General features: G+C 72.5%; 13 protein-coding genes. 11 read left to right on the top strand and 2 right to left on the bottom strand.

Features of this window, described 5'->3' with window-relative positions; genetic code table 11:
* Window positions 1-12: 12 nt before the first annotated feature.
* Entirely contained in the window at window positions 13-465 is a 453-nt protein-coding gene (locus CFP66_RS28705) for a GbsR/MarR family transcriptional regulator (RefSeq protein WP_094928316.1), read from the top strand.
* Window positions 466-468: 3 nt separating this feature from the next.
* On the opposite strand, the gene CFP66_RS28700 is transcribed toward CFP66_RS28705, so the two are convergent.
* Window positions 469-1662: an FAD-dependent monooxygenase gene (locus CFP66_RS28700; RefSeq protein ID WP_094928315.1), complete on the bottom strand. Its 1194-nt coding sequence runs from the start codon at window positions 1660-1662 to the stop codon at window positions 469-471.
* 103 nt (window positions 1663-1765) lie between these two features.
* Between CFP66_RS28700 and CFP66_RS28695 the strand changes: the two genes are divergently transcribed.
* Both CFP66_RS28695 and CFP66_RS28690 read left to right on the top strand, forming a co-directional pair.
* A complete protein-coding gene (locus tag CFP66_RS28695) occupies window positions 1766-3133 on the top strand; it encodes a TrkH family potassium uptake protein (RefSeq protein WP_369805188.1) in 1368 nt (455 codons plus the stop codon).
* On the top strand, window positions 3126-3803 hold the full coding sequence (locus CFP66_RS28690; protein ID WP_094928314.1) for a TrkA family potassium uptake protein: 678 nt from the start codon (window positions 3126-3128) through the stop codon (window positions 3801-3803). The genes CFP66_RS28695 and CFP66_RS28690 overlap by 8 nt, the downstream gene beginning before the upstream one ends.
* A gap of 21 nt (window positions 3804-3824) precedes the next feature.
* Here CFP66_RS28690 and CFP66_RS28685 read toward each other — a convergent pair whose 3' ends face one another.
* A complete protein-coding gene (locus CFP66_RS28685) occupies window positions 3825-5870 on the bottom strand; it encodes an APC family permease (RefSeq protein ID WP_094928313.1) in 2046 nt (681 codons plus the stop codon).
* Between the two features lie 489 nt (window positions 5871-6359).
* Here CFP66_RS28685 and CFP66_RS28680 point away from each other — a divergent pair, with 489 nt between their 5' ends.
* The 8 genes from CFP66_RS28680 to CFP66_RS28645 are packed head-to-tail and all read left to right on the top strand — an operon-like array spanning window position 6360 to window position 15135.
* Window positions 6360-7988 (top strand): ABC transporter substrate-binding protein, encoded by a 1629-nt coding sequence (locus CFP66_RS28680; RefSeq protein WP_094928312.1) that lies wholly within the window; start codon window positions 6360-6362, stop codon window positions 7986-7988.
* Window positions 7985-8980, top strand: coding sequence for an ABC transporter permease (locus CFP66_RS28675; protein WP_094928311.1), 996 nt, complete (start codon window positions 7985-7987; stop codon window positions 8978-8980). The genes CFP66_RS28680 and CFP66_RS28675 overlap by 4 nt, the downstream gene beginning before the upstream one ends.
* A complete protein-coding gene (locus CFP66_RS28670) occupies window positions 8977-10653 on the top strand; it encodes a dipeptide/oligopeptide/nickel ABC transporter permease/ATP-binding protein (protein ID WP_094928310.1) in 1677 nt (558 codons plus the stop codon). The genes CFP66_RS28675 and CFP66_RS28670 overlap by 4 nt, the downstream gene beginning before the upstream one ends.
* Window positions 10650-11456, top strand: a complete 807-nt coding sequence (locus tag CFP66_RS28665; RefSeq protein WP_094928309.1) for an ABC transporter ATP-binding protein — start codon at window positions 10650-10652, stop codon at window positions 11454-11456. Before CFP66_RS28670 ends, CFP66_RS28665 begins: the two co-directional genes overlap by 4 nt.
* A complete protein-coding gene (locus CFP66_RS48640) occupies window positions 11438-12742 on the top strand; it encodes a hypothetical protein (RefSeq protein ID WP_198961721.1) in 1305 nt (434 codons plus the stop codon). The genes CFP66_RS28665 and CFP66_RS48640 overlap by 19 nt, the downstream gene beginning before the upstream one ends.
* A 41-nt stretch (window positions 12743-12783) precedes the next feature.
* Window positions 12784-13296, top strand: coding sequence for a hypothetical protein (locus CFP66_RS28655; RefSeq protein ID WP_094928308.1), 513 nt, complete (start codon window positions 12784-12786; stop codon window positions 13294-13296).
* 34 nt (window positions 13297-13330) lie between these two features.
* Window positions 13331-14440: a sensor histidine kinase gene (locus CFP66_RS28650; RefSeq protein WP_094928307.1), complete on the top strand. Its 1110-nt coding sequence runs from the start codon at window positions 13331-13333 to the stop codon at window positions 14438-14440.
* A gap of 2 nt (window positions 14441-14442) precedes the next feature.
* Complete coding sequence (locus CFP66_RS28645) at window positions 14443-15135, top strand: response regulator transcription factor (RefSeq protein WP_198961729.1); 693 nt, start codon at window positions 14443-14445, stop codon at window positions 15133-15135.
* Window positions 15136-15425: the final 290 nt, after the last annotated feature.

Here is a 15425-nt window from a genome sequence, read left to right as displayed (position 1 = left end):
GGTGGAGAGAGTGTGGGCGACAGCAGTGAGGTGGCCGAGCGTCTCGCGCTCGCGCTGAACCAGAACGGGATGCAGCGCATGGTCGCCCGCGTCCTGGCGGCGTTCCTGTTCTCCGACCGCGAATCGGTGACCGCGGCCGAGCTGGGTGAGCAGCTGGGCGCGAGCGCGGGGTCGATCTCGGGGGCGATCACGATGCTGCGCACCGTCGGGCTGATCGAGCCGGCGCCGGTGCCGGGGAGTCGCCGGTCGCACTTCCGCATGCGTGACGACGCCTGGGCCACGTTGATGAGTGGTCGGAACGCGATGGTCCAGGTGATGCAGGAGATCGCGGAGGCGGGAGTTGCGAGCACCCCGACCGGGAGCCCGGCCGCGCGGCGGCTGGAGGCGATGCGGGACTTCTACGCGTACCTGTTCGCCGAGCTCCCCGCGCTCATCGAGCGCTGGCGCGAGCAGCGGCACGCCTGACGTTCAGGGGTAGGCCTTGAGGCGGATCGAGTCGTGCAGGCGCAGCCCCTTGTCGTTGGCCTTGGCGATGGCGCGGCTGATCGGCGTGGGCAGGGCGGACAGCAGGCGCGCGCCTCCCAACAGCGCTCGGACACCCAGTGCCGACGAGGGGATGAGCGTCTTCGCGACGCCGCGGGCGAACGCGCGACTGCGCCGGACGACCTCTGCCATCTCGCGCTCGTACGCGGGGTAGGCGCGTTCGTGGTCGCCGCCCGCGACGGCCAGCTCGCCGGCCAGGACGTAGGCACCCAGTACGGCGAGGCTCGTGCTGCCACCGACCGCGGGTCCTGGGCAGTACCCGGCATCGCCGACCAGTGTCACCCGTCCTCGTGACCAGGAGTCGAGTTGGAGCTGGATGATGGCGTCGAAGTAGAAGGCCGCGGTGCGCTCCAGCTCGCCGAGCCAGACGTCCACCTCCGGGTGCATCCCGGCGAAGGTGCGGCGCAGCAGGTCCTTCTGCCGTGGTACGTCGCGGTGGGTGTGCGACTCGCGGTCGCTGCGGAACAGGAAGACGGCGCGGGCGTCGGTCAGGTGGCGGGCGCCGTAGACCGCGGCCTCCCGCCCGGCGCCCAGGTGCATCCGCATCTCGCCGTCCCGGCCGAGCTCCGCGGGTACCGACAGCACCGCGAGATGGGCGCCGGCGAGGTGGGTGTGGCGCGCCTCGTCACCGAAGACCAGCCGGCGCACACCGGAGTGCAGCCCGTCGGCGCCGACCACGAGGTCGAACCGGCGGGGTGCTGCCTTCTCGAACGTGACGGTGCCGTCGGCGGCGATCGCGGTGATCCGGTCGCCGAAGACGTACTCCACGGCGTCGCGGGCCGCGTCGTGATAGACCTCGCTGAGGTCGTCGCGCATGACCTCGACGTGGCGGTCGGACGCCGCGCTGAACACCTTGGCGAGGTCGATCGCAACCGGTCCCGGAGCGCCCTCCCGCGTCACCACCAGCCGGTTCGTGCCGGTGGCCAGTTCCTCGATGCGCGGTAGTACCCCCATCCGTTCGGAGATCTCCATCGCCGGGCGGAACAGGTCGACCGCGTGCCCACCGGTCTTGCGCAGCGCCGGGGCGCGTTCGACGACCGTCACGGCGTAGCCGTAGCGGCTGAGCCAGTAGGCGAGTACAGGGCCCGCGATGCTCGCCCCCGACACGAGGATCCGCATGCCGGGACCGTACCGGTCACACCTTCTCCGCCCGGACGAAAAGCTCGATCGGGGCGAACACGGTCTGCGGATCTCCTCGTCGTGTCGGGTCTAGCCTCGCGCTGTGCCGAGCTTCGCGAAGGGACGCCCGGCGTCGGTCCCGTGGCTGTTCCGGAGGCCCGCGGCCGCGGTCGTCGGCGGGTTCGGCGCGGCGGTCGCGGTCGGAACGGCTCTGCTGCTGCTTCCGGTCGCCACACAGGACGGGACGTCGGCCCCGATCGTGGCGGCGTTGTTCACGGCGGTGTCGGCGGTGTGCGTCACCGGGTTGATCGTGGTCGATACGCCGACCTACTGGTCCACGGTCGGCGAGCTGGTCATCCTCGGCCTGATCCAGGTCGGCGGGATCGGGATCATGACGCTGGCGACGCTGCTCGGGCTGCTGATCGCGCGCCGCATCGGGTTGAGGCTGCAGCTCACCGCGCAGACCGAGACGAAGGCCCTGGGTCTGGGCGATGTGCGTCAGGTCGTCGGCGCGATCCTGGCGCTGAGCGTGGCCATCGAACTCGTGGTCGCGGTGCCGCTGGTGGCGCGGTTCGCGTTGTTCTACGGCGAGGCACCGGGCCGGGCGGTCTACCTCGGCGTGTTCCACGCGGTGTCGGCGTTCAACAACGCGGGCTTCGCCCTGTTCACCGACAACATGATGCCGTTCGCCACCGACCCGTGGATCTGCCTGCCGATCGTGGTGGCCGTGGTGCTCGGAGGGATCGGGTTCCCGGTGCTGCTCGAGCTCGGCCGCAGGATTCGTACCGGCACCCGCCGCTGGTCGCTGCACGTCCGGATCACCGTGATCACCTACGCGGTGCTGCTGGTGGTGGGCGTGGCAGCGTTCCTGATCACCGAGTGGCGCAACCCGGCCACGCTGGGTCCGCTGGGCATCGGCGGCAAAGCGGTCGTGGGGTTGTTCCACGGCGTCATGCCGCGCACGGCCGGATTCAACAGCGTGGACATGGGGGAGCTGTATCCGGCGACCCTGCTGATCACCGACATTCTGATGTTCATCGGCGGCGGCAGCGCCGGTACCGCCGGCGGCATCAAGGTCACGACGTTCGCGCTGCTCGCGTTCGTCATCGCCGCGGAGGTTCGCGGTGAACCCACGGTGCACGTCCTGGGGCGGCGCCTACCTGCTGCCGTGCAGCGCCAGGCGCTCACCGTCGCGCTGCTGGGCGTCGGCCTCGTCACCGTGTCGACGGTCGTCCTGCTGTCGCTGGCGCCGTTCCGGCTCGACGACGTGCTGTTCGAGGTCGTGTCCGCCTTCGGCACCGTCGGCCTGTCCACGGGGATCACCGCGGATCTGCCCCCGGCGGGGCAGCTGGTGCTGACGGCAATGATGTTCCTGGGCAGACTGGGCCCGATCACGCTGGCGTCCGCGCTCGCGCTGCGCGACCGCGTCCGCCGCTACGAACTGCCCGAGGAGCGACCCATCGTTGGCTAGGAAGACCGATCGTGAGCCGGGCGGCGGCCGGGTCGCCGTACTCGGGTTGGGGCGTTTCGGCGCCTCGGTCGCCAGGGAGCTGGTCCGTCGCGGATCCGAGGTCCTGGGCATCGACAGCGACCCGGTGATCGCGCAGCGCTACGCCGACGAGCTCACCCACATCGCCGTCGCCGACACCACCGACCCCGAGGCCCTGCGCCAGCTCGACGTCCCGCAGTTCCACCGCGCTGTGGTCGCGATCGGCACCGACCTCGAGGCGAGCATCCTCACCACCGCCACCCTGGTCGACTTCGAGATCCCGCACATCTGGGCCAAGGCGATCAGCCGCCAGCACGGCCGCATCCTGGAGCGGGTCGGCGCGCACCACGTGGTCCTGCCCGAGCACGAGATGGGCGAACGCGTCGCGCACCTGGTGACCGGACGGATGATCGACTACATCAAGTTCGAGGACGACTTCGCCATGGTCAAGACCGTCGCGCCGCACGGCATCGTGGGCAGGTCGTTGGCCGAGAGCGGGTTGCGGCAGGCGTTCGGCATCACCGTCGTCGGGGTGAAGCGCCGCGGCGAGGAGTTCACCTACGCGACCCAGGACACGGTGGTGCGGGCCGGGGACGTGCTCATCGTCTCCGGGCGCATCGACGACGTCGAGGCCTTTGCCAACCGCACCTGACCCGCTGCCATCGACTCGACCTCAATTGACGCGGTCACCCGTGCCGATGAAGCCCGAGGTGATCCCATCCGACTCCCCGTGCGGGCCGGCGTAGCCGCGCCGGGTCGCTCCGGGAGCGCTTTCCGCGCGTGGCCGGGCGGCGCGTTCGGAGGAGGCGAGCTGCCAGGGGACGCTGGTGACCATCACACCGGGCTGGAACAGCAGCCGGCCCTTGAGCCGTAGCGCGCTCTGGTTGTGCAGGACGTGCTCCCACCAGTGCCCGACCACGTACTCGGGGATGAACACCGTGACCACGTCGCGTGGGTTCGCCGAACGCACGCGCTTGACGTAGTCGAGCACCGGCTTGGTGATCTCGCGGTAGGGCGATTCGATGACCTTGAGCGGCGCGGGGAGGTTCCGGCTGCTCCACCCGTCGAGCAGTCGCCGGGTGTCGGTGTCGTCGACGTTGACGGTGACCGCCTCGAGGACGTCGGGGCGGGTGGCCCGTGCGTAGGCCACCGCTCGCAGGGTCGGCTTGTGCAGCCTGGACACCAGCACGATCGCGTGGTTGCGCGACGGCAGCACGGCGTCGGCCTCGCCGGGGACCAGCTCGGTCGAGACCCGGTCGTAGTGCTGCCGGATGGCGATCATCAGGGCGTAGAAGCCGGCCATCGCGGCGATGGCGATCCACGCGCCGACGGTGAACTTCGTGATCAGGACGGTGACCAGCACGAGGCCGGTCATGGCGGCGCCGAACGCGCTCACGGCCCGGTAGCGGCGGATGCCGCGCGCGCCGGCCGGGCCGGTACCCGCCCGCAACAGGCGGTTCCAGTGCCGGACCATGCCGACCTGGCTGACGGTGAACGAGACGAACACACCGACGGTGTAGAGCGCGAGCAGCCGGGTGACGTCGGCGCGGAAGCCGACGACCAGCAGGATCGCGAACCCGGCGAGGAACAGGATGCCGTTGGAGAAGGCGAGCCGGTCGCCGCGGGTGTGCAGCTGGCGGGGCAGGTAGCGGTCCTGGGCCAGGATGGACCCGAGGACGGGAAAGCCGTTGAACGCGGTGTTCGCGGCGAGTACCAGGATCAAGGCGGTGAACACGACGACGAAGAGGAACCCTGCCCGGAACTCGCCGAACACCGCATCCGCGAGCTGCGCGACCAGCGTCTGCTGGACGTAGCCCGCGGGCGCGGCTGCGAGCTGGGTGTCGGGATCCTCGGCCAGTTCCGCCCCGGTCAGCAGGGCCAGCGCGATCAGCCCCATGAACATGGTGACCGCGATCCCACCGAGCAGGGCGAGGGTGGCCGCGGCGTTGCGCGGCTTGGGCCTGCGGAAGGCGGGCACGCCGTTGCTGATCGCCTCCACACCGGTCAGTGCGGCGCAGCCCTGGGTGAACGAGCGCAGGACCAGCAGCGCCAGCGCGAGCCCGGTGAACGGGTCGCCCTCGGCGTGCAGGTCCAGATCGGCACTGGGCGCTCGGACGTCGTGGCCGAGCAGCAGGATCCGGGTCAGACCCCAGAAGATCATGACGCCGATGCCGAGCATGAAGGCGTAGGTCGGGATCGCGAAGGCGACCCCGGACTCCCGGATCCCCCGCAGGTTCATCGCTGTGAGCACGACGATCGCGGTGACGGCGAAGGCGACTTTGTGCTCGCCGACGTAGGGGATCAGGGCGCCGAGGTTGTCCGCGGCGGAGGAGATCGACACCGCGACGGTGAGGGTGTAGTCCACCAGCAGCGCGCTGCCGACGGTCAGGCCGGCACGCCGGCCGAGGTTGACGGTGGCGACCTCGTAGTCCCCGCCGCCCGACGGGTAGGCCTGCACGTTCTGCCGATAACTGGTCACCACCGTGAGCAGCACGACCGCGACCGCCAGCCCGATCCACGGCGACAGCGCGTAGGCCGCGACACCCGCCACCGACAACGTCAGGAAGATCTCCTGCGGCGCGTACGCCACCGACGACATCGCGTCCGAGGCGAACACCGGAAGCGCGAGCCGCTTGGGCAGCAGCGTGTGGGTCAGCCGGTCGCTGCGCTGCGGCCGTCCCACGAGGAGCCGTTTGACGGTCGCGCCGAGCCCGATCACCTGGTGGAGCCTAGGTTCGGCGCAGGGGGCCAGCCGTCAAGATCCCGTTAGGATTTGCTGCTGCGCGGCGCCTGCGCCGAGCCCGGATTCCACCATGGACGCGTGCGCCTCCTGCGTCGACGGCACACCTGCGGCAGCGGTGGCTGCGTGCGGACGTGGCCGTTTGCGGGTGATGTCGCCGTGGCTGTTCCTCGTCCTGTTGTGGCTCGTCATCGCCCTCAGCGCGGTTGTGCTCTACCTGCTGGGCCTCTGGATCTAGCGGTCAACTCGGCGTCGGGTCCCGTCGGGCCTGGTGCGACGCCGCCGGCGGACGAGTGCGGACGAGATCACATCTGCGACGCGCCGAGACCCGCTTGCCGCCCGACACCGTTCAACTTAGGGTCGCCTAGCCAGTGTGTAGCTGAGCCTAACGAACGTTGTGGAGTGTGGCCGAATGTCACCGAGTGATCTTTCCTGCCCGCGGGGCGTGCACCGGGCAGCGGTGTTCCCGTGAGGCGTCGGCTCGCTCCCGCCGCCGTCGCGGTGCTCCTGCTGGCCGGCGGGTGCGCGGGAGGCGCGGAGTCGCCTGCGGGTGATGGTCCGACGACGGCCGACCGCCTGTCGATCGCCCTACCGGCCGCGGTGGGAGGCCCGCTCAACGTCTTCGTCAGCTTCCAGGAGCAGGTCAGCGAGCTGGTCTACGACAAGCTCCTCGCACCGTCCCCGTACGTGGACCAGCCGCAGCCGTGGCTCGCGACCGAGGTCCGGATGGTCGACCCGAACACCTGGGACGTGGCGCTGCGCGACGACGTGCGGTGGCACGACGGCGAGCCGTTCACCGCCGATGACGTCGCCTTCACCTTCCACTACGCCCACGAGGCGCCGACCGGGCGCTTCACCCATCACATCAACGAGATCCCCGACGTCTCCTCGGTAGACGTGCTCGGCCCCCACGAGGTGCGGTTCACCTGCGCCTTCGCGTGCCCCGACCTCGGGCCCGTGACGCTGGCCGACCTGCCGATCCTGCCCGAGCACGTGTGGTCGCAGGTGCCGCCCGCGGAGGCGAAGAACCACAACGCGCTGCCGGTGGGCACCGGGCCGTACCGGCTCGTCGAGTTCGACCCGACCACGGGCTACCGCTTCGAGGCCAACGCCGACTACTTCGCCGGGGCCCCGGTCGTTCGCGAGCTGGTGATGCCGATCATCGCGGATCCGTCGGCGACCTTCACCGCGCTGCGCTCCGGGCAGATCGACGCCGCGTTCCGGCCCGTGTCACCCGAGCTCATCGAGGAGTTCGCGCGCTCCTCGGACATCGGCGTGATCCAGACCGAGCCGCTGCGGTTCCCGGAGCTGCGCCTCAACTTCGAGCGGGCGCCGTTCGACCAGCCGCGCGTGCGGCAGGCGATGAGCCTGGCGCTCGACCGTCAGGAGCTGCTCGACACGGTCTACCTGGGGCAGGGACGGGTCGCGGACAAGGGCTACCCGCACCCGGACTCGCCGTGGACGGACCCGACGCTGTCGACCCCGTCCGACCCGGCGCGTGCCCGTGCGCTGTTCGACGAGCTGGGCTTCACCGACGGCGACGGCGACGGCGTGCGCGAGGGGCCGGCGGGCCCGCTGCGCTACGCGATCGTCGCGCAGGGATCGGAGCCGACGCAGGTGCGGGCGGCCGAGATCGTGGCCGAGCAGCTAGCCGAGGTCGGCGTCGCCGCCACCGCGCAGGCACTGGACGCGGGCTCGTTCGCCGACCTGTCCACCTCGCGGGACTTCGACCTGCAGATCAGCAGCATCACCGCGCACGGCGTCGCGGACCCGACGCAGTTCATCATGTCCCACCGCTCCGGCTACCTCTGGGACGCGCCGGACCTGCCCTACCCCGAGTGGGACGCGCTGTTCGAGCGGTGGAAGGCGACCACCACGGTGGAGGAGCGCCGCACCGTGGCCTTCGAGATGCAGCGGATGTTCAACGCGCAGCCGACGTCGATCCCGCTCTACTACCCGGACGAGCACTGGGCCTTCCGGGCCGACGCGTTCGCCGGCTGGGCGGAGTCGCCGGGCTTCGGCATCGTGCACAAGTGGTCGTTGCTGCCGCGCGAGGTCGCGGAGCGGGCCCACGCGGTCGTCGCCCCCGGGCGATGACGGCCGGGCGGGCCGTCGCCGCGCGCGCCGGCCAGTACCTGCTGGTGGTGTGGGCGGCGGCGACGCTGAACTTCCTCCTGCCGCACCTGGCTCCCGGCGACCCGGTGCAGTACCTCTACGGCGGCGACGCCCTCGGGCTCGCCCCGGAGGCGATGGCGCAGGTCCGGGCCGGTTACGGCCTGGACCGGTCGCTGCCCGAGCAGTACCTCGCGTTCTGGGCCGGCCTGCTGCGCGGCGACCTCGGCCACTCGGTGCAGTTCAACCGTCCGGTGCTGGAGGTGCTGGGGGAGTACCTCCCGTGGACGGTCGTGCTGGTCGGGCTCGCCACCGCGTTCGCGTTCGTGATGGGGCTGGTGTCCGGGGCGTGGGCGGCATGGCACCGCGGCCGTCGCCGAGACGCCGGCGCGGTCGCCGCGGTGCTCGCGCTGGACTCCATGCCCGGGTTCTGGCTCGGGATGATCCTCATCGCGGTCTTCGCCGTCGGGCTGGGCTGGTTCCCGTCCTACGGCGCGGCGACGATCGACGCCGAGGGTGCGGTGTGGCTCATCGAGGCCGCGCACCGGATGGTCCTGCCGACGGCGACGCTGGCGCTGTCGACGTTCGGCGGGTTCTTCCTGCTCACGCGCGCGGCGATGGTGTCGGTGCTGGACGAGCCGTTCGTCCGGCTCGCCCGCGCGAAGGGGGTGCCCGACCGGCGGATCGCACTGCACCACGCGCTGCGCACGGCCCTGCTGCCGGTCTACACGAACCTCACGCTGGTGCTGGGAACGCTGCTGTCGGGCGCCGTGGTGGTGGAGACCGTCTTCGCCTACCCCGGCCTCGGACGGCTGATCTTCGACGCCGTCACCGCGCGCGACCACCCACTACTGCAGGGGGCGTTCCTACTGGTCACGTTGGGGATCGTGGCCGCGAACGCGCTGGCCGACCTGACCTACCCGCTGCTCGACCCCCGCGTGCGCCGGGCGCGGGCGGTTGCGGGAGCGGTGTCGTGAACCGGCTGTCGAGGCGCACGGCCGCGACCGGGGCGGGCATCCTCGCCGTGCTCCTGCTGGTGGCCGTCGCGGCGCCGCTGCTGGCGCCCTACGACCCGGCCGAGCGGGCCGGCCGCCCGTTTGCCGCGCCGTCGGGCGCGCACCTGCTGGGCACCGACGACATCGGGCACGACCTGCTCACGGAGCTGCTGTACGGCGCCCGCGTCTCCCTGCTCGTCGGGCTCGTCGCCGCCCTCGCGGCCACGCTCGTCGGCGCGGCCGTCGGCGTCACGGCGGGCTACGCCCGCGGCCGGGTCGACCCCGTGCTGATGCGACTCGTCGACGTCGTGCTGGCGCTTCCCGCGCTGCCGCTGACGATCGTGCTCGGTGTGTTCGCCGGGCCGGGCCTGTCCACCCAGATCCTCGTCATCGCGACCGTGATGTGGGCCGGGGTGGCCCGGGAGCTGCGCGCCCAGGTGCTGTCGCTTCGCGAGCGCGACCACATCCAGGCGCTGCGCGCGATGGGCGCCGGGCCGTGGCACGTGGTGCCGCGCCACCTGCTGCCCGCCGTCGCGCCGCTCGTCGTGCCGCAGTTCGTGCTCGCCACGAAGACCGCGATCCTGCTCGAGGCGTCCTTGGCGTTCCTGGGCCTCGGCGACATCGCGCAGAAGAGCTGGGGCACGATGCTGTCGCTGGCGCACGCCCGCAGCGCCTTCCTCACCGACGCCTGGTTGTGGTGGGTGATCCCGCCGGGGCTGGCGATCGCCCTGACGGTGCTGGCGTTCGCGCTACTGGGACAGGCGTTCGAGGAACGTGCCCGTCCGTCGCTGCGCGGTCGTGTCGCGGCGGTGCGGCCCCGCGTCCGGCGGGGGCACATGTCGGTGGTCCGCGCGGACGACCCGCCACTCGTGATCGAGCACCTCGGGGTCACCTACCCGGGGCCGGGCCCGGTGCGCGCGGTGGACGGGGCCGATCTCGAGGTCGCGGCGGGCGAGCTCGTCGGCCTCGTCGGCGAGTCGGGCAGCGGGAAGTCCACGCTGGCGGCGGCCGCCGTCGGGCTGCTCGGCCCGCCCGCCGAGGTCACCGGCGCCGTCCGGATCGAGGGACGTGACCTCGCCACGCTGTCCGCCGAGGAGCTGCGCCGCCTGCGCGGCGACCGGGTCGCGCTGATCCCGCAGGAGGCGATGAGCGCGCTGAACCCCGTGCACACCGTCGGCGACCAGCTCGTGGAGGCGGTGCGCGTGCACCGGCGGACCAGCCGGTCGGCCGCCCGCGCACGGGCCGCCGAGCTGCTGGAGCTCGTGGGGATCGATCCGCGGCGGGGACGCGACCACCCCCACCAGTTCTCGGGCGGGATGCGGCAGCGCGTCGTGATCGCGATGGCGCTGGCGAACGAGCCGGCCGTCGTGATCGCCGACGAGCCCACCACCGGGCTGGACGTCCTGGTCCAGCGCGAGGTGCTCGAGCTGCTCGACGGGCTGCGCCGCCGGATGGGGCTCGCACTGCTGGTGGTCACCCACGACCTCCCGATGATCGAGCGGGTGGCCGACCGCATCGCGGTGATGCAGGCCGGCCGGCTGGTGGAGGTCGGCCCGGCCGCGCGGGTGGCCGCTGCGCCGCAGCACCCCTACACCCGGCTGCTGGTCGAGTCGGCGGCGCGCCTCGAGCTGCCGGTGCCGGAGGTGCTGCGGTGAGCCCCCCTGCGCTGGAGATCGCCGGACTCACCGTCGGTTTCCGCGGGCGCAGCGGCCGGGTCGCCGCCGTGACCGACGTCGACCTCGCGGTGGCCGCCGGTGAGGTGGTCGGGCTCGTCGGCGGGTCGGGCGCGGGGAAGTCGACGGTGGCCCGTGCGGTCGTCGGGCTCGTCCGCCCCGACCGCGGCGCGATCCGGATCGCCGGCTCCGACATCGTCGCCGCCCGGCGCGCGCAGGTGCGCCGCCTGCGGCAGCAGATGCACCTGGTGTTCCAGGATCCCTACACCGCGCTGCCCCCCACGCTGCGCGTCGTCGACGCGGTGGCGGAGCCGCTGCGGATCCACCGGATCGGGGATCGGGACTCCCACACCGAACGGGCTGCAGAGGCCACGACGGCCGTCGGGCTGGACCGCCGCCACCTGCACCGCTACCCCCACGAGCTCTCCGGCGGCGAGCGGCAGCGGGTGGCGTTCGCCCGCGCGCTGGTATCCGGGCCCCGGCTGATCCTGGCCGACGAACCGACCCAGATGCTCGACGCGTCCCTGCGCCGCGACCTGGTCGACCTCATCGGCCGGCTGGCCGCCGACCGCGGGATCGCGGTCCTGCACATCACCCACGACCTCGCGCTGGCCCAGCAGGGCTGCACGCGGCTGGTCGTGATGAGCCGTGGACGGGTGGTCGAGAGCGGCCCGACCGCCGACGTGCTCGCCACCCCTCGCCACGACCACACCGCGGCGCTCGTCGCCGCGGCCACCGGTCACCGACCCCCTCCTGGAGGCCCCCCGTGCACGACGTGGCACTGATCGACATGGACATCCGCTCACCCGAGCGCACCGGCCGCGGGGAGCGGGTGGACTGCTACGCCCTCGACCGCACCGACCTGAGCCGCTACGCACTGCTCGTCGTGCCGTCGACCGTCGACCAGGAGCACCTGGCCCGGCACCGCGGGGTGATCCGCGAGTACCTCGACGGCGGCGGCGTGCTGCTGTTCGGCGGGCAGCTGCACCGCGACTGGCTGCCCGGCGCCTCGATGTTCGTGCCGCTGGCGCGCCCGTCGCTCGCGGCCTACACGGTCGCCGGGCTGGCCGACCACCCGATCTTCGCCGGCATCGAGCCCGACGACCTGACCTTCCGCCGCGGCGTCGCCGGGTTCTTCGCCCGCGGCCACCACCCGCTCCCGCCGGGGGCGGAGGTGCTCGTCCGGCTGGGCGGCGGGGAGCCGGCGACCTACGTCGACCGCACCTCCACCCGCGGCACGATCGTGGTGCACGCCAGCGGCGACCTGCTCGGCTACGACGCCGCGGACAACACCGCGAACCGCCTCGCCGGCCAGCTCGTCGACTGGGCGCGAGCCGAGGCTCGCGCCCGCCGCGCCGCGATCGCCGCGGCGCCGTCCGCCGGTGCCCCGGACCCGACCGTCGCTCCCGGCCCTGCCGGCTCACCGTCGGGGAGCGGCGGTGGCCTCGCCGCGGTGTACGGCGGCTCCGCCCCGCACCACCGGGCGCTCACCACCCCCAAGTACGCCCGCCACGTCACCGGTGGGCTGCGCTACCTCCCGGAGCTGGCGGGCACCGACCTCACCGGCCTCGACGGCCTGATCATCCCCGAGCGGCTGCACCGCGATCTCCTGCACACCGCCGGCGGGCGGGTGCGCGACCTGCTCGACTCCGGCGGCACCGTGATCGCCTTCGCCGGCGGCGAGCCGGTGCCGGAGTTCCTGCCGAACGTCCGGTGGGAGCACCGCCCCACGAACTTCTGGTGGTGGCTCGAACCGGGCGCCGACCTCGGGCTACGCACCCCCGACCCGGAGCACTCCCTGTTCGACCACCTCGCCGTGCGCGACTGCACCTGGCACTACCACGGCGTGCTCGACCCACCCGAGGGAGCCGAGGTGTTGATCACGCTGCCGACCGGGGAGGCGCTGCTCTACGTCGACCGCGTCAGCACGCCGGGTACGCTCGTGGTGGCGACGCTGGACCCGATGAGCCACTACGGCAGCCACTTCATGCCGGCCACCGAGCGGTTCCTCGACGGCTTCCTGCCGTGGGCCGCCGAGGAGGCCACCCGGACGCCGGCCGGTGCGCGATGAGCGAGCGCCGGCGAGCGAATCATCGACACAGCGCCCGTGCGATGAGCGCCGCCACCCTCGAGGTGCTCGACGGCGGGACGCTGCTGCGCTTCGGCCTCGACGACCTCATGCGCTACCACGGGCCCGGCTTCCCCGGCGGCGTGGCGCACGGCTTCACCGTGATGCGCCGGGCGTGGCCGTTGCTCGAACCGGCCGGTCCACCCGCCCGCCGGGAGATCCGGCTGGACACCGCGTTCCGCGGCCCCGGCGCGCGAGACGCGGTCGAGCTGGTCACCCGCGCGGCCACCGAGGACCGGTACGTGGTCCGCGCCGACCTGGAACGACCGGCGATCGGGAACACCCGGGCGCGGTACGTGTTCCGCTTCGGCTACCGCGACCGCGCCGTGACGCTGCAGATCCGGGAGGGTTTCGTCACCGACGAGTTCATCGCACTCTCCCGCGCCTCCGGCCGCTCCGAGGCCCAGGAGGCCCACCTCGCGGCGCTCAAACAGGAGATGGCCGAGCGACTGCTCGCCGCGGCCCCCGAGGAGGTGTACGACGCCGAGGTGGCATGACGCCACGGGTCCGGGACGGGCCTACGGTCGGGCCGTGCGAGTGAGCGTGCGGCCCGTCCTCGTGGACGCCTTGCTGGCCACGGTGCTGGTTGCCGTGACGGTGTACACCGTCGCCCGCAGCGGTACCGCCGGTGCCTTCGGCTGGCCCATCTACCTGTTCGCACTCCTCACGGCGGCGCCTGTTGCGATGCGCCAGCGTGCGCCGGTGCTGACGACGGTGATCATCGTGGTCGCGCTGGTCGCGTACGGGCTGATCGGCCACGGCTACGAGGAGGTCCCCAACGGCGGGATCGGGTTGGTCGTCGCGTTGTTCACCGTGGCCACCCTGCGCCCCCGCGGCGTCGCCGCCGTCGTGTTCCTGCCGACGATGGTCGTGATGGTGATCGTCGTTCGGGAGACGGAAGGGGCCACCTGGGCGGCCGTCGTGCAGGCCACGCTCGTGCTGTTGGGGGCCTGGATGCTCGGGGACGGCACCCGCGGCTGGGCCCGGCGCACGGAGCGGCTCGCCGCGCAGGCGGCACGGGCCGCCACCGACGAGCGGGTGCGCATCGCGCGGGAGCTGCACGACATCGTCTCCCACCACATGGCGGTCGTCTCCTTGCAGACGGGTGTGGCCCGGTACGTGCTGGATGCGGATCCGGCCGCGGCCGCGGGCGCGATCACCGCTGCGGGTGACGCCGGCCGTGAGGCGTTGGCCGAGATGCGACGCCTGCTCGACGTGCTGCGGGTTGATCATGAGCCGGACTACCGGCCGCAACCAGGGCTGGCCGTGCTCGGCGAGCTGGTCGGGCGCACCCGCTCCGCGGGTGTCCCGGTCGACGTCGTCGTCACCGGCCAGTTCCGCCCGTTGGCGCCGGGACCGGACCTCTGCGCGTACCGGGTGGTCCAGGAGGCGCTCACCAACGTCTTGAAGCACGCCGGACCGGCAGCCGCGCGGATCGAGCTCGACTACGGTGAGCTGACGTTCACCCTCACGGTGAGCGATGACGGCAGCAGCTCGCCTGCCGGTCCACCGTCGCCCGAATCGCACGGCCTGCGCGGCATGCGAGAGCGCGCCGAACTCTACGGCGGTGTCCTCATCGCAGGCCCGCGTGCCGAGCGAGGGTTCGCCGTGGTCCTGCGCCTGCCACTCACCGGGAGCTGATGATGATCCGCGTACTCGTCGTCGACGACCAGGCTCTGATCCGCGGGGGACTCGTCGCCCTGTTCACCGCCGCGCCGGGCCTCGAGGTCGTCGGTGAGGCCGCCGACGGTGCTGACGCCGTCGCCGTCGCGTCCGAGACCCACCCCGACGTGATCCTGATGGACGTCCGGATGCCGGTGCTGGACGGGATCGCGGCCACCCGCCGGATACTCGCCGACCCGGGAGAGAACCGGCCGCGGATCATCGTGCTGACCACGTTCGACCTCGACGAGTACGTCTACACCGCACTCGCCGCAGGCGCATCCGGGTTCCTGCTGAAGGACACGCCGCCCGACCGCATCGTCTCGGCCGTGCACGCCGTCGCGGCCGGCGACATCCTCCTCGCACCCCGCGTCACCCACCGGCTGGTCGAGACCTACGCCCAGCACCACCGGACCGCAGCGGCCGCGAGATCGCACCTGGCGGCGCTCACCGCACGGGAGACGGAGGTGCTTCGCCTGGTGGGCAACGGCCTCACCAACGCCCAGATCGCGCAACGGCTCGTGCTCAGCGAGGCGACCGTCAAGACGCACGTCAAACGGGTCATGGCCAAACTGCATCTGACCAGTCGCGCCCAGGCCGTCGTCACGGCCTACGAAACCGGATTGGTCGTGCCATCCGCGTCGGACGACAGAAGCGGTGCGCAGCCGCGCTGACCCGGCCTTCGAAAGTTGCAGGGCTACCACCACGGGGGTAGCGGAGAGTCCCGTTTGAGGATGACGACCGGAGCCGCCCCCGGCTCCTAGCATCGTCGGCGTGATCGGAACCGGTCTCCCGCGGCCGCATGCGTCGCTCGGGGGGCCGTTGCTGCCCGACGTCGACCGCGCTGCAGCGGGACGTCGTGGCGGTCGCAGGTGAGTGCAGGACCCGTGCTCGGGACGTTCACGAGCAGGCGACGGCTGCCGCTGCGCACGTCGCCACCGACGCGACCCGGGAGCGGGCGCGA

It is taken from the genome of Pseudonocardia sp. MH-G8 (assembly GCF_002262885.1).
In the GTDB taxonomy this organism is placed as follows: Bacteria; Actinomycetota; Actinomycetes; order Mycobacteriales; family Pseudonocardiaceae; genus Pseudonocardia.
The sequence above is the reverse complement of the archived record's forward strand: the minus strand, read 5'-3'. Positions and strand labels throughout refer to the sequence as shown.

Bases quoted from the DNA above. Each gene is read 5' to 3' on its own strand.
- CFP66_RS28700 (WP_094928315.1), bottom strand. From the start codon at position 1,662: ATGCGGATCCTCGTGTCGGGGGCGAGCATCGCGGGCCCTGTACTCGCC.
- CFP66_RS28675 (WP_094928311.1), top strand. From the start codon at position 7,985: ATGACGGCCGGGCGGGCCGTCGCCGCGCGCGCCGGCCAGTACCTGCTG.
- CFP66_RS28655 (WP_094928308.1), top strand. From the start codon at position 12,784: ATGAGCGCCGCCACCCTCGAGGTGCTCGACGGCGGGACGCTGCTGCGC.
- CFP66_RS28645 (WP_198961729.1), top strand. From the start codon at position 14,443: ATGATCCGCGTACTCGTCGTCGACGACCAGGCTCTGATCCGCGGGGGA.